The sequence below is a fragment of the Cohnella thermotolerans DSM 17683 genome (assembly GCF_000429825.1).
GTDB classification, from domain to species: domain Bacteria; phylum Bacillota; class Bacilli; order Paenibacillales; family Paenibacillaceae; genus Cohnella; species Cohnella thermotolerans.
This window is the reverse complement of sequence record NZ_AUCP01000038.1, coordinates 34,486-56,481: the sequence shown is the minus strand read 5'-3', so window position 1 is coordinate 56,481 and position 21,996 is coordinate 34,486. Positions and strand designations below refer to the sequence as shown.

Genomic DNA, 21,996 nt, shown 5'->3' with positions numbered 1-21,996 from the left:
GCACCGTGTCCGCCCGATTAGGGGGATTCCTGCGCTATACCTTGTCACCCGAAGCCGGTTGGGATATACTTTCGTTAACGATGTTCATATCGAAATCAGCGACGAACAGGAGAGTAAGTTCCGCTCACGGAACGACCAGAGAGGACTGCCAAGGCTGGAAGCAGTCTCTTCCGACGGAACCGAAATGCGCCTGGGAGCCGTGCCGCCGAGCGAAGGTACCGGCATGCGCCGTCCGCGGACGTCGGCCGCGCGTTCTGTTGAAGAACCGCGCGCCGCTTCCGCCGGCCGGCTACAGCCGATCCTTCGGGTAAGCGGCGCCGGGCGGCGCCCGTTACGAGCCGGAAGAGTTGGGTTTTGCCGCGCACTCCCGGAGAGTGCGGCCGGGGAAGGCTCAAGCAGAGTGGGACCGCGTACGACGACGCCTCTGCAGCGCATGCTGCGGAGGCTTTTTTATTGCGGGGCAGGTCCGGGCTTCGGCAGCGCAAGCAAGCCGCGGCGTGCGCCTCGGGGGCCCGCCGGGCCTCCGGTTCGCAAGGCTCCGGCTCGCAAGACTCCGGTTCGCAGGACTCCGGCTCACAAGGCGGGGCATCGTTTTTCGCGGGACATAAAGGGGGATTGAACATGGGGGTATGGAGTACGATTCGTTCGGATATCGACGCCGTCTTCGAGAACGATCCGGCGGCGCGAAGCCGATTCGAGGTCATCTTCACGTATTCCGGGCTGCACGCCATATGGGCGCACCGGATTGCGCACGCCTTCTACCGCAGGCGCTGGTTTACGGTCGCCAGAATGATCTCGCAGTTCAGCCGGTTCATGACCGGCATCGAAATCCATCCCGGCGCGAAAATCGGCCGCAAGCTGTTTATCGACCACGGGATGGGCGTCGTCATCGGGGAGACGTGCGAGATCGGCGACGAAGTCGTCATTTACCAGGGCGTTACCCTCGGAGGAACCGGCAAGGAGAAGGGCAAGCGGCATCCGACGATCGGCAACCGCGTCGTTATCGCGTCCGGAGCCAAGGTGTTAGGTTCGTTCAAAGTCGGCGACAATTCGAATATCGGCGCCAACTCCGTCGTGCTGCGGCCCGTGCCGCCCGACAGCACCGTCGTCGGCATTCCGGGGCGGATCGTCAAGCGCAACGGAGAGCGGGTAGGCGACCGGCTGGACCACACGAATTTGCCCGACCCGGTGATCGACACGTTCCGCTTCATGCAGAAGGAGATCAACGAGCTCAAGGCGGAGATCGCCCGGCTCAAGGAGCGGGAGGAAGAGCGCGAGCGCAAGGAAGCGTCCGGGCCCGAGAGAGAGAAGGTCGGCGCGGCGTCCCAGGATCCGTCCTGATTATATGGATTAGCAAAGGAGCATGCCTAGGTGTCCATAAAGATCTACAACAGTCTGACCCGGGAGAAGGAAACGTTCGTTCCGCTCGAGCCCGGCAAGGTGAACATGTACGTGTGCGGCCCGACCGTGTACGACTACATCCATATCGGGAACGCGCGGCCCGTCATTTTTTTCGACGTCGTCCGCCGTTATCTCGAATCCGTCGGCTACAAGGTCAACTACGTCGTCAATTTTACCGACGTCGACGACAAGATGATCCGCCGGGCGGGCGAGCTCGGCGTGACCGTTCCGGAGCTGGCGGAGCGCTTCATCGCCGGCTTCAACGAAGACCGCGAAGGGCTGGGCGTGCGTCCCGCCTCGATTAACCCGCGGGTGACCGAGAACATGCCGGAGATCGTCTCGTTTATCGAGACGCTCGTCGACAAAGGCTATGCGTACGAGAGCGGCGGAGACGTTTACTTCCGGACGTCCGCCTTCCCGGAATACGGCAAGCTGTCGCACAAAAATCTCGACGAACTGCAATACGGCATTCGCGTCGAGGTCGACGAGCGCAAGGAGAATCCGCAGGATTTCGTGCTGTGGAAGGCCGCGAAGCCGGGCGAAATTCATTGGCCCAGCCCTTGGGGGGACGGCCGTCCGGGCTGGCACATCGAATGCTCCGCGATGGCCCGCAAATACGCCGGCGAGACGCTGGACATTCACGGCGGCGGCCACGACCTGCAGTTCCCGCACCACGAATGCGAGATCGCGCAGTCGGAATCGCTGACGGGCAAGCCGCTGGCCCGCTACTGGATGCATAACGGCTTCGTCAACATCAATAACGAGAAAATGTCCAAGTCGCTCGGCAACGGGATAAACCCGCGGGAGCTGCTCAAGCGGACGAGCGCGCAGGCGATCCGGTACGTCATGTTGACGACGCATTACCGCAGCCCGCTCAACTTCAGCGAAGAGACGCTGCGGCAGGCGGAGAACAGCGTGGCGCGGCTGACGACGAACCGGGACAACATCAAGCACCGCCTGGCGAGCGCGGACGCGGGATCTTCGGCGGGACCGGATGCCGGGCTGCAAGCCAGGCTGGAGAAGCTGAAGGAAGAGTTCCGGGCGAAAATGAACGACGACTTCAACACGGCGGATGCCGTCACCGTCTGGTTCCAGCTCGTGTCCGAGACGAACGCGTATTTGCAGCGGGAGACGGTCGAGGCGGCGAGCTTGAAGCTCATTCTCGAACTCATCGGGGAGCTGGACGACGTGTTCGGACTGCTGCTGCCGGAAGCCGGCGAGGAGCTGCTCGACGCGGAGATCGAAGGGCTGATCGCCGAGCGGACGGAGGCGCGCAAGAACCGGAACTTCGCCCGCGCGGACGAGATTCGCGATCTGCTCGCGGCGAGAGGCATCCTGCTCGAGGATACGCCGCAGGGCATCCGCTGGCGGCGCGCATGAGCGGGGCGCCGTTGGAACCGGCGGCGCCCGTCATCGCGCCGCTTCTGCCGGCGGGCGTCCCCGTCGGCCAAATCTCGCCGATCGTGCTCGCCTACATCGGGGATGCGGTTTATGAGGTCTATGTGCGGCAGCGGCTGATCGCGAGCGTCGTGCGCAAGCCGCACGAGCTCCATCGCGCGGCGACGCGCTACGTGTCGGCGGGAGCGCAGGCCCGGCTGCTGCAGCGCTGGGTGCCGCTCCTGACCGAGGAGGAGGCGGACGTCGTCCGCCGCGGCCGCAACGCCAAATCCGGGCAGCCTCCCAAAAACGCCGATCCGGCGGAATACCGCCTCGCCACCGGGCTCGAATGCCTGGTCGGCTATCTTTATTACCGCGGGGAGCGGGACAGGCTCGAACAGTTGATCGCTCTTGCCTTTGCCGACGATCCGACGAACGCGTGAGAAAGGAACAACCACCATGAACAATCGTAACCGTCCCCGCCCGTCGTCCGGCCAGGCGCGGCATCCCGCGTCCCGGGGAAGCGAAGCGCGGCGCGGGCCTAAAGAGCGCCCTCCGGTCCGGGAACGCGAGGCGGACCGCCAGCCCGGCTTCGAGCAGGAGGAGGAAGCGGGCGCCTCCGAGCAATATTTGGCCGGCAAGCACCCGGTGCTCGAAGCGCTCAAGGCGGGCCGTGCCCTCAACAAAATCTGGCTGTCCAATCAGGCGCAGCGGAGCCTCGTTCAGCCGATTCTCGAGGAGGCCAAGTCGCGCGGCGTCGTCGTGCAGTTCGCCGATAAGAAGAAGCTGGACGCCCTCGCGCCGGACGTGCCGCACCAAGGTGTCGTCGCTCAGGCGGCGGCCGTCTCATACGCCGAGGTGGACGACCTGCTCGCCCGCGCGGAGGAGCTCGGCGAAGCGCCGCTGCTCGTTCTGCTGGACGAAGTGGAAGACCCGCACAATCTCGGCTCCATTCTGCGTACGGCCGATTGCACGGGGGCTCACGGCGTCGTCGTGCCGAAGCGCCGGAGCGCCGGCCTGACCGCGGTCGTCGCCAAGACTTCCGCCGGAGCGGTCGAATACGTGCCGGTCGCCCGGGTGGCGAATCTGGCGCAGACAATCGACAAGCTGAAGGAAGCGGGCGTATGGATCGCGGGCGCGGACGCCGCCGCGACGCAAGACGTGTACAAGGCGAACCTGACCGGTCCGCTGGCGATCGTCATCGGAAGCGAGGGCAGGGGCATCTCCCGGCTGGTGAAGGACAAATGCGACTTCCTGATCTCGCTGCCGATGTTCGGCAAGATCAACTCCCTGAACGCCTCCGTGGCGGCGGGAGTCATTCTGTACGAGAGCGTCCGCCAGCGCCGGGCGGCGCAAGCTGCGCAAACCGAAGCCGTTCTCCCCGGGCAAGGAGACGGGCATGCTTCGCCGTGAAGACGTCCTGATCGTCGACGGCTACAACATGATCGGAGCGTGGCCCGAACTGGAGAAGCTGAAGCGGGACCGGCTCGAGGACGCCCGCGACCGGCTGCTCGATTTGCTCGCGAATTATCAAAGCTACGCCGGCGTGTCCGTCTCCGTCGTGTTCGACGCCTTCCGGGTTCCCGGCCTGGGCGCCGCCTTCAAGCAGCACCGGGTGAACGTCGTGTTCACCCGGGAGAAGGAGACGGCGGACGAATGCATCGAGCGGCTGGTCGGTGAGACGACGTCGGTCAAGCGCAACGTCTACGTGGCCACGTCGGACCAGACCGAGCAGAGGGTCGCCTTCGGCCGGGGGGCGCTCCGGCTGTCCGCCAGGGAGCTTCGGCTCGCCGTCGAGGAGAGCCGGCGGGAGATCGAGCGGACGATCCGGAAGGAGCCGCCGCCGAAGCGCAATCCGCTCGGGAGCGTGCTCGCCCCCGACATCCAGCTCCGCCTCGAGCGGATGAGGCGAGGGCAAGGAACCGTAGACGGGAACGAATAACCCCCGCATCGTTTGTCGAATCCTGATAATCCGCGTCAAATCAAGTCTTATCGGTTGACGCTGCGGGTATCATCAAGTATATTGGTAGTAGTTTGGTAGATTGAGAGCAGGAAATCCAACACGCCTTGGGGTCGGAGGGATGATTCGTGAGCGTTGACGTGAATGAGCTGGCAACACACGAATACGACTTCAAGACCGACGAGGACATTGTCGAAGCCGTTCGGCTGGGCGATTCCGGGGCGCTGGAGTACTTGATCAACAAATACCGGAACTTCGTCAGGGCGAAGGCCCGGTCTTATTTCCTGATCGGCGCCGAGCGGGAAGATATCGTGCAGGAGGGCATGATCGGCCTGTACAAGTCGATCCGCGACTTCAAGGGAGACAAGCTGGCTTCGTTCAAGGCGTTTGCCGAGCTTTGCGTCACCCGGCAGATCATTACGGCGATCAAGACCGCGACCCGCCAGAAGCACATTCCCCTCAACTCCTACGTTTCGTTGGATAAACCCATTTACGACGAAGATTCCGACCGCACGCTGCTGGACGTCATTTGCGGCTCCCGGGTTTGCGATCCGGAAGAGATGATTATCAACCAGGAAGAGTTTTTCGGCCTTGAGGACAAGATGTCCGAGATTCTGAGCGATCTGGAGCGGAAAGTACTGATGCTTTATCTGGACGGCCGCTCGTACCAGGAGATCGCCGTCGATCTCGACCGGCACGTGAAGTCGATCGACAACGCGCTGCAGCGGGTGAAGCGCAAGCTGGAGAGGTACTTGGAAGTGCGCGATGTCGGCGGTTGAAAGTGAAGCTCGTACATAACGAAGCGGATAACGGCAGGCAGCCCGGGCGGGCTGCTTTTTGACGCTTTGAGCGCGGTGCGCCGGTGCTGTAAGCCGACAATAGCGGCTTACAAGCGGCACTGTCCCATTGCCGCCTGCCGCAGCGTTCTCGAGACCACGTCCCATTTTCGCGAAATCCGAAGGGTTAAATCTTTGAAAATAGAGAAACAATGATGCTAGGCTCTGAGGCTGGGGGCCGCCTCCAAAATCCTTCCAACCGATATTTCGTTGACATCGAATAGGCCGTGTGATAAATTATTTTAGTAACCTTAAGGTGGAGTTGTATGCACTGGCCTTGGATCTCGAGCGAAACGCCAGGATTCGTTGTCGTGATGCGACGGATCGGCCGTTTGCGCTTGGATTCAATATGTTTATGAAGTTGGCAAGCCCGGGAGGTGGAACACATGCGGGTTATCATTACGCTCGCTTGCACGAGCTGCAAGCAACGGAACTACACGACGAGCAAGAACAAACGGACTCACTCCGATCGCATTGAGCTGAAGAAGTTCTGCAAGTTCTGCAACGCTCATCTTCCTCATCGCGAGACCCGGTAAGTCGTAGGAGGTTTGGACGTGACTTTCCTAGCCAAAATGAAACAGAGCTTTGGGTCCTTTTTCTCGTTCTTCAGCGACAGTTGGGGCGAATTGAAGAAGGTCCGCTGGCCCAAGCGGAAAGAGCTCGTCAGCTACACGATCGTCGTTGTCGTGACCGTGCTGCTGGTGACCGTCTACTTCTGGGTGCTGGACATTATCATTTCGCGCCTCGTCGATCTCGTCATTTGACGCGGGAACCAAAGGTGGCATTTCGATGGAGAAAAGATGGTACGTTGTCCACACGTACTCCGGTTACGAGAACAAGGTAAAGACGAACCTGGAGAAACGCGTGGAATCGATGGGTATGCAGGACAAGATCTTCCGCGTGCTCGTGCCTATGGAAGAGGAGATCGTGAACAAGGACGGCAAGAAGAAGACGGTGATGCGCAAAGTGTATCCCGGCTACGTTCTTGTGGAAATGATCCAGACCGACGACTCCTGGTACGTAGTCCGCAACACGCCCGGCGTTACCGGGTTTGTCGGATCTACGGGCTCCGGATCGAAGCCGACGGCGCTTCTTCCCGAGGAAGCGGAGCAAATTCTCCGCCATATGGGCATGGAAGACCCGAAGCCGGTGATCGATTTCGAGCTCAAGGAGAACGTCCGCGTCAAGGTCGGACCCTTCGCCAATTTTGTCGGCACGGTCGAAGAGATCATGCACGACAAGAGCAAGCTGAAAGTTCACGTCAACATGTTTGGTAGGGAAACCCCGCTGGAGTTGGATTACACTCAAGTGGAAAAGATATAATATCCGGTTTCTATGCAAGAGCGGGAGGGGCTCGTGTCCCGTTGAACCGCATTATGGGGCAAGGAGGTGTGCATCATGGCAAAAAAAGTCATCAAGCTTGTTAAGCTTCAAGTTCCCGCCGGCAAAGCGAACCCTGCGCCGCCTATCGGTCCTGCGCTCGGTCAAGCGGGCGTGAACATCATGGCTTTCTGTAAGGAATTCAACGCCCGTACGGCCGATCAAGCCGGTCTGATCATTCCGGTTGTCATCACCGTATTCGAGGACCGTTCCTTCACGTTCGAGACGAAGACGCCGCCGGCTGCCGTATTGCTGCGCGTTGCCGCCGGAATCCAGAAAGGTTCCGGAGAGCCGAACAAGAAGAAAGTCGCAACCGTTAAACGCGCGAAAGTACGCGAGATCGCCGAGCAGAAGCTGGTCGACCTGAACGCGGCTTCCGTCGAAGCGGCTATGCGCATGATCGAGGGTACCGCCCGCAGCATGGGCGTTGTCGTCGAAGACTAATCCGGACGGCGAACGATCGCCGAACCGGACGCGCCGGACGCTTAAGTCCGGAGCATGTGGGAGGAGACTTCCGTTACTACCACGCAAGGAGGAGAACAACATGGCCAAACACGGCAAGAAATACGCAGAAGCCGCAAAGCTGATCGACCGTGACGCTACCTACGAAGCGTTGGAAGCCATCGAGCTCGTGAAGAAAGCGGCCACGGCCAAATTCGACGAATCCGTCGAAGTTGCCGTCCGTCTCGGCGTCGATCCGAGGAAGCAAGACCAGAACGTCCGCGGCGTCGTTGTTCTGCCGCACGGCACGGGCAAGACGAAGCGCGTGCTCGTATTCGCCAAAGGCGACAAGCTCAAGGAAGCGGAAGCGGCCGGAGCGGACTACGTCGGCGATACGGACCTCATCAACAAGATCCAGCAAGGCTGGTTCGAGTTCGACGTGTGCGTCGCCACTCCGGACATGATGAGCGAAGTTGGTAAACTCGGTCGTATTCTCGGCGGTAAAGGCTTGATGCCGAACCCCAAAGCCGGCACGGTAACGAACGACGTTGCCAAAGCCGTGCAAGAGATCAAAGCCGGTAAGATCGAATACCGTCTGGACAAAGCCGGACAAATTCACGCTCCGATCGGCAAGGTATCGTTCGACGCCGAGAAGCTGAACGAGAACCTGAAGGCGCTGATCGACGCGTTGAACCGCGCGAAGCCGGCGGCTGCCAAAGGCGTCTACCTGAAGAACATCTCGATCTCTTCGACGATGGGACCGGGCGTGCGTCTGAACGTAGCTTCTTACCGTTAATACTAGCGGGTCTCGTACCTGCGATTGACAGGCTTTGTACGATCGTGGTAAGCTCTCAAAGTTGAATATGGATACCGTAGACCGTAGGTGCCGAGAGGCTTAATTTCCTACCGAGGTGTGTGCATAGAATCGCGAAGTTCCCGAGAGGGTCTTCGTTTCGATCGAACACGTCATGCCTCCGTAGAATCTGCGGAGGCATTGCTTATGTTTCCGCCGATTCTGCGCGATTCCGATACGGTTGAATCATGATTCAGGAGGTGTACGAAATGGCAAATGCGAAAATTATCGAAGCGAAGCAGCGGGAAGTGGAAGCGATCGCGACGAAGCTGCGCGAGAGCGCGAGCTCGGTCGTGGCCGACTACCGCGGACTGAACGTGGCTCAAGTGACCGAGCTGCGCAAAGCGCTTCGCGAAGCCGGCGTGGAATTCCAAGTGCTGAAGAACTCCTTGGTCAGCCGCGCTGCAGCCAGCATCGAACTTTCCGAACTCGACTCCGTTCTGACCGGACCGACGGCGGTTGCTTTCAGCAAGAACGACGCCGTTGCTGCCGCGAAGATTCTGAGCGATTTCGCGAAGAAGAACGAGGCGCTCAAGCTGAAAGGCGGCGTCGTCGAAGGCCGCTTCGTCGACAGCGCGCAAGTGAAGGCTCTGGCCGAACTGCCGTCCCGCGAAGGCTTGCTCTCCATGCTGCTCAGCGTCCTGCAAGCTCCGATCCGCAACCTGGCGCTCGCGGTCAAAGCGGTTGCCGAGAAGAACGAAGCAAGCGCGTAACTCGTACGTGTTATATCTGCAAGCAACGGCCTGACGGCCGAACCAACTTAAATTATATTGGAGGGTAACATTCCATGAGCAAAGAGCAAATCTTGGAAGCCATCAAAGGCATGAGCGTTCTGGAACTGAACGATCTCGTCAAAGCAATCGAAGAAGAATTCGGCGTAACCGCTGCAGCTCCGGTTGCAGTTGTCGCTGGCGGCGCTGCTCCGGAAGCGGCTGAACAAACGGAATTCGACGTCGTCCTCGTTGACGCCGGCGCTTCCAAAATCAACGTTATCAAAGTCGTTCGCGAAATTACGGGTCTCGGCCTGAAAGAAGCGAAAGACGTTGTCGACAACGCTCCGAAGGCACTCAAAGAGAAAGTGTCCAAGGAAGAAGCCGAAGCTGTTAAAGCTAAGCTCGAAGAAGCAGGCGCTAAAGTCGAAGTTAAGTAATCGGACCGCATAGGTGCAAACCCCTTGAAGATGCTTTTTTCTTCGAGGGGTTTGTTCATGAAGGCAAGGAGGAACGCCGTTGAGCGAGCATTATTATTCGAAAAAGCCGCAAACCGCAAGCGATCGGCGGACGATCGAGGCCGAGCTGAGAGGCTATCGCTTTCGTCTTACCTCCGACGCCGGCGTGTTCTCGCGGGACGGGGTGGACTACGGAAGCCGCGTGTTGATCGGAATGATGGAATTCGCCGAAGATGCCGAAGTGCTCGATCTGGGATGCGGATACGGCCCGATCGGACTGGCCGCAGCCCGCCTTGCGCCGCGAGGACATGTGACCATGCTGGACATTAACGAACGCGCGGTGGCGCTGGCCCGCGAGAATGCGGCCGCGAACGGCATCGTCAACGCGACCGTGAAGCAAAGCGATCTCTACGAGGCCGTAGCCGGAAGGCGGTTCGACGTCATTTTGTCCAATCCGCCGATTCGCGCGGGCAAAGCCGTCGTGCATCGGATTTTGTCGGAAGCAAGAGACCATTTGCGGCCGGGAGGCGCGCTCTGGATCGTGATCCAGAACAAGCAAGGGGCTCCTTCGGCCAAAGCGAAGCTGCAAGAAGTGTTCGGCGAGGACGCGGTCGCGGAAATCGGGAAGGACAAAGGCTACCGGATTTATCGCGCAGAAATGGTTTGACTTGACTTTCACTATGTGATATTATTGAAAAATGTCAGTATTAAGATGGGCTCATTGTCTTTAGTGGACTAAAAAGTCAAGCCCAATTCGCGGTTTTCGCGAATAAGTTTTGGCCAAATGGCGTATAATGGGTTTGTTTTGGGCAAATGACTGGATAACGGGTGCCATTGTGCCGCCTACCGGCGCATAAGGGCTTTTCTTTATTTGCGCTATCCGGCCGTTTGCCTTGCGATTTGGCTTGCTTACGAGCGCGTACGCCCGCGGAACGGCTGCCTCTGCTAGTGCTGGAGAGAGGATCTCGTTCTCGCTTGCATTGAAGTAGACTGAAGGGGTGAGGTTAAGTTGGCAGGACATCTTGTTCAGTATGGCCGCCGCTCGCGGCGCAGCTACGCCCGCATTAACGAGGTGCTGGAAGTTCCGAACCTGATCGAAATCCAACAGCAGTCTTATCAGAAGTTTCTTGATGAAGGACTGCGCGAGATTTTCCAAGACATCTCGCCAATCACGGATTTCACGGGCAATCTGGTGCTGGAGTTTATCGACTACAGTCTCGGAGAGCCAAAGTATTCCGTCGACGAGTCGAAGGAGCGCGACGTCACGTACGCGGCTCCGCTTCGCGTCAAAGTCAGACTGCTTAACAAGGAAACCGGCGAAGTCAAGGAACAGGAAGTGTTCATGGGCGATTTCCCGCTTATGACGGAGACCGGCACTTTCATTATCAACGGCGCGGAACGGGTTATCGTCAGCCAGTTGGTCCGTTCGCCAAGCGTATATTACAGCACGAAGGTAGACAAGAACGGCAAGAAAACTTATACCGCCACCGTCATCCCGAACCGCGGCGCCTGGCTGGAGCTGGAGACGGACGCGAAGGATATCGTGTACGTGCGGATTGACCGGACCCGCAAAATTCCGGTCACCGTTCTGCTCCGCGCGCTCGGATTCGGCACAGACGCCGAAATTCTCGACTTGCTCGGACACGACGAATTTATCCGCAACACGCTTGAGAAAGACAATACCGATTCGACCGAGAAGGCGCTCATCGAGATTTACGAGCGTCTGCGTCCGGGCGAACCGCCGACGCTGGAGAACGCGCGGAGTTTGCTCATCGCCCGCTTCTTCGATCCGAAGCGCTACGACCTTGCGAACGTAGGCCGCTACAAGATTAACAAGAAGCTGCATATCAAGAACCGCTTATTCAACCAGCGCCTGGCCGAGACGCTTGTCGATCCTTCCACGGGCGAAATTATCGCCGAAGCCGGACAGATGATCGACCGCCGTCTGCTCGACCAGATTCTTCCGGCACTCGAGAAGAATGTCGGGTTCAAAACGTACCGTGTGACGGGTGGAGTGAACGAGTCCGAGGATATTCCGCTGCAAAGCATAAACGTCTATTCCCCGGACGAAGACGGCAAAGTCGTCAAAGTCATCTCCAACGGCATTATCGACAAGTCGGTGAAGCATATCACACCAGCGGATATTATCGCCGCAATCAATTATTTTATGAATCTGCTGCACAACATCGGCAGCACGGACGATATCGACCATCTGGGCAACCGCCGTCTGCGTTCCGTAGGCGAGCTGCTGCAGAATCAGTTCCGCATCGGCCTGTCGCGGATGGAACGAGTCGTTCGCGAACGGATGTCCATTCAGGACCAGAATGCGATCACGCCGCAAGCGCTGATCAACATCCGTCCGGTGATCGCCGCGATCAAGGAGTTTTTCGGCTCCTCGCAGCTGTCCCAGTTCATGGACCAGACGAACCCGCTTGCCGAGCTTACGCACAAGCGCCGTCTGTCCGCGCTCGGGCCGGGCGGTCTGACGCGGGAACGCGCGGGCATGGAAGTGCGGGACGTGCATCCGTCCCACTACGGACGGATGTGCCCGATCGAGACGCCGGAAGGTCCGAACATCGGCTTGATCAACTCGCTGTCGACCTACGCTCGGATCAACGAGTACGGCTTCATCGAAGCGCCTTACCGCAAGGTCGACCACACGACCGGGCGCGTAACGGACGAGGTCGTCTACATGACGGCCGACGAGGAAGACAACTACATCATCGCCCAGGCGAACGCAAAGCTCAATCCGGACAACACGTTCGCCGAAGACATGGTCATCGTCCGCTATAACAAGCAGGCCGACAACATCCTGACCATGCCTTCCGACCGGGTCGACTTTATGGACGTCTCGCCGAAGCAGGTCGTGTCCGTCGCTACCGCGATGATTCCGTTCCTCGAGAACGACGACTCCAACCGCGCGCTCATGGGATCGAACATGCAGCGGCAGGCCGTTCCGCTGCTCGTTCCGGACGCCCCGTATGTCGGCACCGGCATGGAGCACAAGGCGGCCAAGGATTCCGGGGTCTGCATCGTCTCCAAGTACGACGGCGTGATCGAGCGCGTAACCGCCAACGAAATTTGGCTGCGCCGCACGGAAGTCATCGACGGCAAAGAGGTCAAGGGCGACCTTGTCAAATATAAATTGCAGAAGTTCATGCGTTCCAACCAAGGAACGTGCATTAACCAGCGTCCGCTCGCCCGCAAGGGAGATATCGTCAAGAAGGGCGACATCCTGGCGGACGGACCCTCCACGGAGAACGGCGAATTGGCGCTCGGACGCAACGTCGTCGTCGCGTTCATGACTTGGGAAGGCTACAACTACGAGGATGCGATTCTGCTGTCCGAGAAGCTCGTCCGCGAAGACGTGTACACTTCGATTCACATCGAGGAATACGAGTCCGAAGCGCGCGACACGAAGCTCGGGCCGGAAGAGATTACGCGCGACATCCCGAACGTCGGGGAAGACGCGCTGCGCAATCTCGACGAGCGCGGCATCATCCGCGTAGGCGCCGAGATCGGCGCCGGCGACATTCTCGTCGGCAAAGTTACGCCGAAGGGCGTTACCGAGCTGACGGCGGAAGAGCGGCTGCTGCACGCGATCTTCGGCGAGAAGGCGCGCGAAGTGCGCGACACGAGCTTGCGCGTGCCGCACGGCACCGACGGCATCGTCGTCGACGTCAAGGTGTTCACCCGCGAGAACGGAGACGAGCTCCCGCCGGGCGTCAACCAGCTGGTGCGCGTCTACATCGCGCAGAAGCGGAAAATTTCCGAAGGCGACAAGATGGCCGGACGCCACGGCAACAAAGGGGTCGTCGCCCGCATCCTTCCGGAGGAAGATATGCCGTTCCTGCCGGACGGCACGCCGGTTGAGGTTGTTCTGAACCCGCTGGGCGTTCCTTCCCGGATGAACATCGGCCAGGTGCTTGAAGTGCATCTGGGCATGGCTTGCAAATACCTCGGTATTCGCGCGGCTACCCCGGTATTCGACGGGGCGCACGAGAACGACGTTTTCGATACGATGGAAGAAGCCGGCATGCAGCGCAACGGCAAAACGATTCTGTACGACGGCCGGACGGGCGAACCGTTCGAACGGGAAATTACCGTCGGCGTCATGTACATGATCAAGCTGGCGCACATGGTCGACGACAAGATTCACGCCCGTTCCACCGGTCCGTACTCGCTCGTTACGCAGCAGCCGCTGGGCGGTAAAGCCCAGTTCGGCGGCCAGCGCTTCGGGGAGATGGAAGTGTGGGCGCTCGAAGCTTACGGCGCTGCCTACACGCTGCAAGAAATTTTGACCGTCAAATCCGACGACGTCGTCGGACGCGTCAAAACGTACGAGTCGATCGTCAAGGGTGAGAACGTGCCGGAACCGGGCGTTCCCGAATCGTTCAAAGTTTTGATCAAAGAACTGCAAAGTCTCGGCATGGACGTCAAGATCCTTGCGGGAGACGAGCGGGAGATCGAAATGAAAGAAATGGACGACGAAGACGACGCTGCCGGCGACAAGTTGAACTTGAATCTCGAAGGCTCCGAAGTGGGAGCCGAGTAAGGCGGCGGGGCGATAGCGGCGATTGGGCCGCTATCCCCCTCTTGCGTCCGTCCGATCGTAGAAAAATCGTCTTTCCCGTTCCGAAATCCCAGCAACGATGAAGGAGGGTTTGCTCCTTGTTAGACGTTAACAATTTCGAGTTTATGAAAATCGGTTTGGCTTCTCCGGACAAAATCCGCTCGTGGTCGAGAGGCGAAGTGAAAAAGCCGGAGACGATCAACTACCGTACGCTCAAGCCGGAGAAGGAAGGCCTGTTCTGCGAGAAAATTTTCGGTCCGACGAAGGACTGGGAATGTCATTGCGGCAAATATAAACGCGTTCGCTACAAAGGCGTCGTGTGCGATCGCTGCGGCGTCGAAGTGACCCGCGCGAAAGTGCGCCGCGAACGGATGGGCCACATCGAGCTGGCTGCTCCCGTCTCGCATATCTGGTACTTCAAGGGCATTCCGAGCCGCATGGGTCTCGCGCTCGACATGTCTCCCCGTTCGCTCGAAGAGATCATTTACTTCGCATCGTACGTTGTGACGGATCCGGGCGACACGCCGCTGGAGAAGAAGCAACTGCTGTCCGAGAAGGAATACCGCAGCTACCGCGAGAAGTATGGCTATGCCTTCCAGGCGAGCATGGGCGCCGAAGCGGTCAAGAAGCTGCTGCAGGATATCGATCTGGACCGCGAGCTGGAAGTGCTCAAGGAAGAGCTTCGCACGGCGCAAGGCCAACGCCGCAACCGCGCGATCAAGCGGCTCGAAGTGATCGAATCGTTCCGCAACTCCGGCAACATGCCGGAGTGGATGATTCTCGACGTGCTGCCGGTCATTCCGCCCGAACTGCGCCCGATGGTCCAGCTGGACGGCGGCCGCTTTGCGACGAGCGACTTGAACGACCTGTACCGCCGCGTCATTAACCGGAACAACCGCCTCAAACGGCTGCTCGATCTGGGCGCGCCGGACATCATCGTCCAGAACGAGAAGCGGATGCTTCAGGAAGCGGTGGACGCGCTGATCGACAACGGCCGCCGCGGCCGTCCCGTCACGGGTCCCGGCAACCGTCCGTTGAAGTCCCTCAGTCATATGCTCAAAGGGAAGCAAGGACGTTTCCGTCAGAACCTGCTCGGTAAACGGGTCGACTATTCCGGCCGTTCCGTTATCGTCGTAGGTCCGAGCCTGAAGATGTATCAATGCGGCCTGCCGAAGGAAATGGCGCTTGAGCTGTTCAAGCCTTTCGTCATGAAGGAGCTCGTGCAGAAAGGGCTCGCCCACAATATCAAGAGCGCAAAGCGCAAAGTCGAACGCGTCAGCTCCGAAGTGTGGGACGTGCTCGAAGACGTCATCAAGGAGCATCCCGTTCTGCTGAACCGTGCGCCGACGCTTCACCGTCTCGGGATTCAAGCCTTCGAACCGATTCTGGTCGAAGGCCGCGCGATCAAGCTGCACCCGCTCGTCTGTACGGCGTACAACGCCGACTTCGACGGTGACCAAATGGCCGTGCACGTTCCGCTGTCTTCCGAAGCGCAAGCGGAAGCGCGCCTGCTGATGCTGGCGTCGGGCAACATCCTGAACCCGAAGGACGGCAAGCCTGTCGTTACGCCTTCGCAGGACATGGTTCTCGGCTGTTACTACTTGACGATGGACAACAAGGACGCCAAGGGCTCCGGACTTCGGCTGTCGGAGATCAACGAAGCGGTGTCCGCTTACCATCGCGGCATAGCCGATCTTCACGCGCGCGTCGTCATTCCCGCCAAAGCGCTGAAGAAGAAGTCGTTCACGCCTGAGCAACAAAATGCGCTGCTCGTGACGACCATCGGCAAAATCATTTTCAACGAGATTTTCCCGGATACGTTCCCGTACATCAACGAGCCGACGAAGGAAAATCTGCTGAAGGGTACGCCGGATAAATACTTCATCTACGACAAAGGCGCGGACGTCGACAAGATTATTCAGGAAGTGCCGACGCCGGGCGCGGTAGGCAAGGAGTATCTGGGCCAAATTATCGGCGAGTGCTTCAACCGCTACCAGACGATGATGACTTCCGTCATCCTCGACGACATCAAGCAGCTCGGCTTCACGTACTCGACGCGCGCGGGGATTACCGTCGCCGTGGCCGACGTCATGATTCCGCCGCAAAAGGCGGAAATTCTGAAACGGTCCGACGAGAGCGTCAAGACGATTACGACGCAATACCGCCGCGGCTTGATCACGGACGAAGAACGCTACGACCGCGTCATCGAGATCTGGTCGAAGACGAAGGACGAAATTACGGACGTCCTCATGAAATCGATGGACCGCTACAACTCCATCATGCTCATGGTCGATTCCAAGGCGCGGGGCAACAAATCGCAGATTACGCAGCTCGGCGGCATGCGGGGCCTGATGGCCACCCCGTCCGGCCGAATCTTCGAATTGCCGATCAAATCGAACTTCCGCGAAGGTCTGACCGTCCTGGAGTACTTCATCTCCACCCACGGTGCGCGTAAAGGTCTTGCCGATACCGCGCTGCGGACCGCCGACTCGGGTTACTTGACCCGCCGTCTCGTCGACGTCGCCCAAGACGTCATCGTTCGCGAAGAAGACTGCGGAACCGACAAGGGCATCGTCGTCAGCCGGATCGAAGACGGCAAGGAAATTATCGAGGACCTGTACGACCGGATCGAAGGCCGCTACGCGTTCGAGACAATCCGCCATCCGGAGACGGGCGAGATCATCGTCGGCCGCAACGACCTGATCGATTCCGTCAAAGCGGAGCAGATCGTCCGCGCCGGCGTGCAGAAGCTGCAAATTCGTTCCGTTCTCAGCTGCCGCGCCCGTCATGGCGTGTGCAAGATGTGCTACGGACGCAACCTGGCAACCGGCAAAAAAGTCGAAATCGGCGAAGCCGTCGGCATCATCGCGGCTCAGTCGATCGGCGAACCGGGTACCCAGCTGACGATGCGTACGTTCCACACCGGCGGCGTCGCCGGAGACGACATCACGCAAGGTTTGCCGCGGATCCAGGAGCTGTTCGAAGCCCGGAACCCGAAAGGCCAGGCGGTCATCTCCGAGATCGACGGCGTCGTCAAGGAAATCCGCGAAACGAAGGATCGCCGCGAGATCGAAGTGCAAGGCGACGCCGAGACGAAAGTTTACGCCGTCACCTACGGATCGCGCATCCGCGTTTATGAAGGCCAGCATATCGAAGCCGGCGACGAGCTGACCGACGGCTCCATCGATCCGAAGGAAATTCTCCGGATCAAGGGCGTCCGCGGCGTGCAGAACTACATTCTGCAGGAAGTTCAGCGCGTTTACCGGAATCAGGGCGTTGAAATCAACGACAAGCACATCGAAGTTATGATCAAGCAGATGCTGCGCAAAATCCGGATCGTCGATCCGGGCGATACGAAGCTGCTGCCGGGCTCTTTCGTCGACGTGCACGAATACGAAGCGGCGAACCGCGAAGCGATCATGGCCGGCCTGGAGCCTGCCGTAGCGCGTCCGGTCCTGCTCGGGATTACGAAAGCTTCGCTCGAAACCGACTCCTTCCTGTCGGCCGCGTCGTTCCAAGAGACGACCCGCGTCCTCACCGACGCCGCCATCAAAGGCAAGGTCGACCGTCTGCTCGGCCTGAAGGAGAATGTCATTATCGGCAAGCTCATTCCGGCAGGAACGGGGATGTCCCGTTACCGCAACATCAAGGTCGTCTCTCCTCTGGACGAACCGGAAGACGAGCAAGTCGATCTGGAAGCCGTCACCGTCGAGTAATCGGCAGGCTTCTCTATCTAACCGAGAAGCGGTCCCGTCAGGGGCCGCTTCTTTTTTACCATCGTCTTTGCCTATGGCCAACCGCTCACCCGCAAACTGGCCAGTGCCTGGACGTTACTCGAAAACATCGAACATCTCCTTCCCACGCCGCATAAATCCACATGCGCCTTCGACGTTACTCACATGTGACCAATTCCATTCGGCGGTTCGTTGAGCGGCAACCACGTATCCACATGTGCCTAAATCTCTTTAAGCAACGCCATCAACAATTAAACCCGATAATTATTCACAGTATTTTTAATTTTTCCACAATTATCTGTTGACAGCTGCCGAAGTTATCCCAAATCGCACGAGACACCCTGGCTCGCCTGAACCAATTTGTGGACAATCGCCGGCTGAAAAGGCTTATTAACATGTGACTAACCCAAAAGCAATCGACCGCCGCTCAAAGTCTCAATGGCCCGGTGATTATTCCAATGTGAATAAATCAGTACGACACGAAACTTTACTTCGCAAAGCAGGTATAAATGATCAATGCTTCTGCGTGAGGAGTTCCCGGGACGTGCTTCGGGAGCTTACGCTGGACATTCGGCGGGGCGAACTGGCGGCCGTCATGGGGCCCAACGGTTCGGGGAAAAGCACGGCGAAGCGGCTGCTTTTCTGTGGCGCGATTCTTGACACTGCCCGGTCCAGATGATAAAATATCCTAGTGTGTGCCCGAAGTGCTGAATTTTATGCTGCCGGAGGTCGGATGTCCATGGATTCGCTCGGACGATTACAACCGGGAAGCGTGAAGGTCGGCACCAAGCAGACGACCAAGATGGTGGAGCAAGGCAAAGCCACGATGGTCTATGTGGCGCAAGACGCAGATTCACGCCTGGTCAGCCGTATTGTGCATTTATGCAAGCAACATGACGTAGAAGTCACGTTCGTGGATACGATGCGAAGCTTGGGCAAAGCGTGCGGAATTGATGTCGGCACGGCGGCAGCCGTTGTCGTCGGGGAATAAGAATTTTGGGTTCTAGCCGTTTTCTTCGAGGAAGGAATCGGTCAGACCCTTTCGCATTTCTCAAAATGAACCGCCTGGATCTGTGGGCTTCGCTCCGCCCGGACCGATTGCCGTTATCTTATTAGTTCTGACTCTATGGGAAGGGGGTGGCAACATGCCAACAATCAATCAGCTCGTACGTAAAGGACGCGAACCGAAGGTGGTCAAATCGAAATCCCCTGCTCTGCAGAAGGGCTTCAACGCCTTGAAGCGCGTCGAGACCGATCTGAGCGCCCCGCAGAAGCGCGGCGTATGCACTCGTGTAGGCACGATGACGCCGAAGAAACCGAACTCCGCACTTCGTAAATATGCGCGGGTACGTCTGACGAACCGCGTTGAGGTGACGGCGTACATTCCGGGTATCGGTCACAACCTGCAAGAGCACAGCGTCGTTCTGATCCGCGGCGGCCGGGTTAAAGACCTTCCGGGTGTCCGTTATCACATCGTTCGCGGCGCTCTGGATACCGCAGGCGTCAACAACCGGAAGCAAGGCCGTTCCAAATACGGAACGAAACGCGCGAAAGCGAAGAAATAAGCCGCTCCGCCTAGGTATAGGCTCGGCTAGTTGCAACCAAGAATGAGAAAGGAGGAATTTACCGATGCCACGTAAAGGACCAGTACCGAAGCGGGATGTTCTCCCGGATCCGGTGTACAACAGCAAGCTGGTTACACGGCTCGTTAACCGGATCATGATCGACGGGAAGAAAGGCGTTGCCCAGCAATTGCTGTACAATGCTTTCAACATCATTCGTGAACGTTCCGGCAAAGATCCTATGGAAGTTTTCGAGGCGGCATTGAAGAACATCATGCCGGTTCTCGAAGTTAAAGCCCGTCGCGTCGGCGGCGCCAACTACCAAGTTCCGATCGAAGTCAAACCGGAACGCCGCACGTCCCTTGGACTGCGTTGGCTCGTCAACTACTCCCGCACCCGCGGCGAGAAGACGATGGAAGAGCGTCTCGCAGCCGAGATTCTGGACGCATCCAACAATACGGGAGCTGCCGTGAAGAAGCGCGAAGATACGCACAAAATGGCGGAAGCCAACAAAGCATTCGCTCACTACCGCTGGTAATTTTGCGGATCTGAGGAAGCGAAAAGGTCGAAAGGAGACAAATGCATGGCAAGGGAGTTCTCCTTACAGAACACGCGCAATATCGGCATCATGGCGCATATTGACGCGGGTAAGACGACGACCACCGAACGGATCCTGTTCTATACCGGGCGCGTTCACAAGATCGGCGAAGTGCATGAAGGCGCCGCTACGATGGACTGGATGGAGCAAGAACAAGAACGCGGCATCACGATTACGTCGGCCGCGACGACCGCTCAGTGGAAGGGTCACCGCATCAATATTATCGACACTCCGGGTCACGTTGACTTCACGGTAGAGGTCGAGCGCTCCTTGCGCGTATTGGACGGAGCAGTAGGCGTATTCAGCGCCAAAGAAGGCGTAGAGCCGCAGTCCGAGACGGTATGGCGCCAAGCCGACCGCTACGGGGTTCCGCGTATCGCTTACGTCAACAAGATGGACATCATCGGTGCAGACTTCCTGCAAGTCGTCGAAGACATGCGTACCCGTCTGCAAGCCAATGCTGTCGCGATTCAATTGCCGATCGGCGCCGAGAACGACTTCGTCGGTATGATCGACCTGATCGAACGGGTCGCATATATCTACAAAGACGATCTGGGCAAAGAGCCGATCAAATCCGAAATTCCGGCGGAGCTGGCCGACAAGGCCGAAGAGCTGCGTCTGGAATTGGTTGAGAAGGTAGCCGAGCTTGACGAAGAGCTGATGATGAAGTACCTCGAAGGCGAAGAGCTGACGGTGGACGAAATCAAGAAAGCTCTGCGCAAAGGCGTCTGCGAAGTGAAAATCTTCCCGGTCGTCTGCGGCTCCTCCTACCGCAACAAAGGCGTTCAGCCGATGCTGGACGCGGTCGTCGATTACCTGCCGGCTCCGACGGACGTTCCGGACATCAAGGGGCATCTCGAGGACGGCACGGAGACGACGCGCAAATCCGGCGACGATCAACCGTTTGCCGCGCTTGCGTTCAAGATTATGACCGACCCGTTCGTAGGGAAGCTGACGTTCTTCCGCGTATATTCCGGCGTATTGAGCTCCGGTTCTTACGTCCTGAATGCCACGAAAGGCAAGCGCGAGCGGATCGGCCGCATTCTGCAAATGCACGCGAACAGCCGTCAAGAGATCAGCGAAGTCTACGCGGGCGACATCGCCGCTGCCGTCGGTCTCAAAGACACGACGACGGGCGACACGCTGTGCGACGAGAAGAATCCGGTTATTCTCGAGTCGATGAACTTCCCGGAACCGGTTATCCAGCTTGCGGTCGAGCCGAAAACCAAAGCCGACCAAGACAAGATGGCGATCGCTCTGCAGAAGCTCGCCGAAGAGGATCCGACCTTCCGCGCGCACACCGACGAAGAGACCGGACAGACGATCATTGCCGGCATGGGCGAGCTTCACTTGGAAATTCTCGTTGACCGTATGCTTCGCGAATTCAAGGTCGAGACGAACGTCGGCAAGCCGCAAGTCGCTTACCGCGAGACGTTCCGTCAATCCGCGAAGGTCGAAGGCAAATTCGTTCGCCAATCCGGCGGACGCGGACAATACGGCCACGTCTGGATCGAATTCGAACCGCTCGAACCGGGTTCGGGCTTCGTATTCGAGAACAAGATTGTCGGCGGCGTCGTACCGCGCGAATACATCGCGCCGGTACAAGCGGGTATCGAAGAAGCGATGAAGAACGGCGTCCTCGCGGGCTACCCGATCGTGGACATCAAAGCCACCATCTTCGACGGATCGTACCACGACGTCGACTCCTCCGAAATGGCGTTCAAAATTGCGGGCTCCATGGCGCTCAAAGCGGCGAAGGACAAATGTAATCCCGTGCTGCTCGAGCCGATCATGAAAGTCGAAGTTACCGTTCCCGAGGAATACATGGGCGACGTTATGGGCATGATCAGCTCCCGTCGCGGACGCATCGAAGGAAGCGACTCGCGCCACGGCGCGGTCATCGTTCGGGCGAAAGTGCCGCTGGCTGAAATGTTCGGCTACTCGACCGTTCTTCGTTCCGGTACGCAAGGACGCGGCGTGTTCTCCATGGAACTGTCGCACTACGAAGAAGTGCCGAAATCGATTCAGGACGAGATCGTCTCCAAGAACAAAGGCGCTTAATAAGGTTTGGATTCGGACGGGCCCGGACGGAGGCGCGAGCCTCCGCCGGCCT

At 58.6% G+C, this 21,996-nt stretch carries 21 protein-coding genes and 1 other annotated feature; all 21 genes read left to right on the top strand.

What is annotated here, in order from left to right; translation table 11 throughout:
* The first annotated feature begins 621 nt into the window (after positions 1 to 621).
* The 21 genes from cysE to fusA all read left to right on the top strand — a co-directional run bounded on the left by cysE (position 622) and on the right by fusA (position 21,944).
* Positions 622 to 1,341, top strand: a complete 720-nt coding sequence (gene cysE / locus G485_RS0107275) for a serine O-acetyltransferase (protein ID WP_027092022.1) — start codon at positions 622 to 624, stop codon at positions 1,339 to 1,341.
* 30 nt (positions 1,342 to 1,371) lie between these two features.
* On the top strand, positions 1,372 to 2,781 hold the full coding sequence (cysS, locus tag G485_RS0107270; RefSeq protein WP_027092021.1) for a cysteine--tRNA ligase: 1,410 nt from the start codon (positions 1,372 to 1,374) through the stop codon (positions 2,779 to 2,781).
* Positions 2,778 to 3,221, top strand: coding sequence for a Mini-ribonuclease 3 (locus tag G485_RS0107265; protein ID WP_051318088.1), 444 nt, complete (start codon positions 2,778 to 2,780; stop codon positions 3,219 to 3,221). Before cysS ends, G485_RS0107265 begins: the two co-directional genes overlap by 4 nt.
* Before the next feature lie 16 nt (positions 3,222 to 3,237).
* Positions 3,238 to 4,191: a 23S rRNA (guanosine(2251)-2'-O)-methyltransferase RlmB gene (rlmB, locus tag G485_RS25475; protein ID WP_084423180.1), complete on the top strand. Its 954-nt coding sequence runs from the start codon at positions 3,238 to 3,240 to the stop codon at positions 4,189 to 4,191.
* Positions 4,178 to 4,720, top strand: a complete 543-nt coding sequence (locus tag G485_RS0107255) for an NYN domain-containing protein (protein WP_027092019.1) — start codon at positions 4,178 to 4,180, stop codon at positions 4,718 to 4,720. Before rlmB ends, G485_RS0107255 begins: the two co-directional genes overlap by 14 nt.
* A 146-nt stretch (positions 4,721 to 4,866) precedes the next feature.
* Positions 4,867 to 5,517: an RNA polymerase sporulation sigma factor SigH gene (sigH, locus tag G485_RS0107250; RefSeq protein ID WP_027092018.1), complete on the top strand. Its 651-nt coding sequence runs from the start codon at positions 4,867 to 4,869 to the stop codon at positions 5,515 to 5,517.
* Positions 5,518 to 5,960: 443 nt separating this feature from the next.
* Complete coding sequence (gene rpmG / locus G485_RS0107245) at positions 5,961 to 6,110, top strand: 50S ribosomal protein L33 (RefSeq protein WP_027092017.1); 150 nt, start codon at positions 5,961 to 5,963, stop codon at positions 6,108 to 6,110.
* A gap of 18 nt (positions 6,111 to 6,128) precedes the next feature.
* Positions 6,129 to 6,338: a preprotein translocase subunit SecE gene (secE, locus tag G485_RS0107240; RefSeq protein WP_027092016.1), complete on the top strand. Its 210-nt coding sequence runs from the start codon at positions 6,129 to 6,131 to the stop codon at positions 6,336 to 6,338.
* A 25-nt stretch (positions 6,339 to 6,363) separates the two neighbouring features.
* Positions 6,364 to 6,897 (top strand): transcription termination/antitermination protein NusG, encoded by a 534-nt coding sequence (nusG, locus tag G485_RS0107235; RefSeq protein WP_027092015.1) that lies wholly within the window; start codon positions 6,364 to 6,366, stop codon positions 6,895 to 6,897.
* A gap of 75 nt (positions 6,898 to 6,972) precedes the next feature.
* A complete protein-coding gene (gene rplK / locus G485_RS0107230; protein ID WP_027092014.1) occupies positions 6,973 to 7,398 on the top strand; it encodes a 50S ribosomal protein L11 in 426 nt (141 codons plus the stop codon).
* Between the two features lie 100 nt (positions 7,399 to 7,498).
* The gene (gene rplA / locus G485_RS0107225; RefSeq protein ID WP_027092013.1) at positions 7,499 to 8,191 is read left to right on the top strand and encodes a 50S ribosomal protein L1; all 693 of its coding nucleotides are present in this window, start codon (positions 7,499 to 7,501) and stop codon (positions 8,189 to 8,191) included.
* Positions 8,192 to 8,247: 56 nt separating this feature from the next.
* Positions 8,248 to 8,403 (top strand) — a sequence feature (ribosomal protein L10 leader region).
* 54 nt (positions 8,404 to 8,457) lie between these two features.
* Positions 8,458 to 8,961 (top strand): 50S ribosomal protein L10, encoded by a 504-nt coding sequence (gene rplJ / locus G485_RS0107220; protein WP_027092012.1) that lies wholly within the window; start codon positions 8,458 to 8,460, stop codon positions 8,959 to 8,961.
* Positions 8,962 to 9,035: 74 nt separating this feature from the next.
* On the top strand, positions 9,036 to 9,398 hold the full coding sequence (gene rplL / locus G485_RS0107215) for a 50S ribosomal protein L7/L12 (protein ID WP_027092011.1): 363 nt from the start codon (positions 9,036 to 9,038) through the stop codon (positions 9,396 to 9,398).
* Between the two features lie 79 nt (positions 9,399 to 9,477).
* Positions 9,478 to 10,083, top strand: coding sequence for a class I SAM-dependent methyltransferase (locus G485_RS0107210; protein WP_027092010.1), 606 nt, complete (start codon positions 9,478 to 9,480; stop codon positions 10,081 to 10,083).
* Positions 10,084 to 10,425: 342 nt separating this feature from the next.
* Complete coding sequence (gene rpoB, locus G485_RS0107205) at positions 10,426 to 13,971, top strand: DNA-directed RNA polymerase subunit beta (RefSeq protein ID WP_027092009.1); 3,546 nt, start codon at positions 10,426 to 10,428, stop codon at positions 13,969 to 13,971.
* 143 nt (positions 13,972 to 14,114) lie between these two features.
* Entirely contained in the window at positions 14,115 to 17,705 is a 3,591-nt protein-coding gene (rpoC, locus tag G485_RS0107200; protein WP_420805732.1) for a DNA-directed RNA polymerase subunit beta', read from the top strand.
* Between the two features lie 415 nt (positions 17,706 to 18,120).
* Positions 18,121 to 18,402 carry an ATP-binding cassette domain-containing protein gene (locus tag G485_RS31415; RefSeq protein ID WP_084423179.1) on the top strand — a complete coding sequence of 94 codons (282 nt, stop codon included), beginning with the start codon at positions 18,121 to 18,123 and terminating at the stop codon, positions 18,400 to 18,402.
* A gap of 60 nt (positions 18,403 to 18,462) precedes the next feature.
* Positions 18,463 to 18,714, top strand: a complete 252-nt coding sequence (locus tag G485_RS0107190; RefSeq protein ID WP_027092007.1) for a ribosomal L7Ae/L30e/S12e/Gadd45 family protein — start codon at positions 18,463 to 18,465, stop codon at positions 18,712 to 18,714.
* 154 nt (positions 18,715 to 18,868) lie between these two features.
* The gene (gene rpsL / locus G485_RS0107185) at positions 18,869 to 19,288 is read left to right on the top strand and encodes a 30S ribosomal protein S12 (RefSeq protein WP_027092006.1); all 420 of its coding nucleotides are present in this window, start codon (positions 18,869 to 18,871) and stop codon (positions 19,286 to 19,288) included.
* A gap of 64 nt (positions 19,289 to 19,352) precedes the next feature.
* Entirely contained in the window at positions 19,353 to 19,823 is a 471-nt protein-coding gene (rpsG, locus tag G485_RS0107180) for a 30S ribosomal protein S7 (RefSeq protein WP_027092005.1), read from the top strand.
* Between the two features lie 45 nt (positions 19,824 to 19,868).
* Positions 19,869 to 21,944 carry an elongation factor G gene (fusA, locus tag G485_RS0107175; RefSeq protein ID WP_027092004.1) on the top strand — a complete coding sequence of 692 codons (2,076 nt, stop codon included), beginning with the start codon at positions 19,869 to 19,871 and terminating at the stop codon, positions 21,942 to 21,944.
* Positions 21,945 to 21,996: the final 52 nt, after the last annotated feature.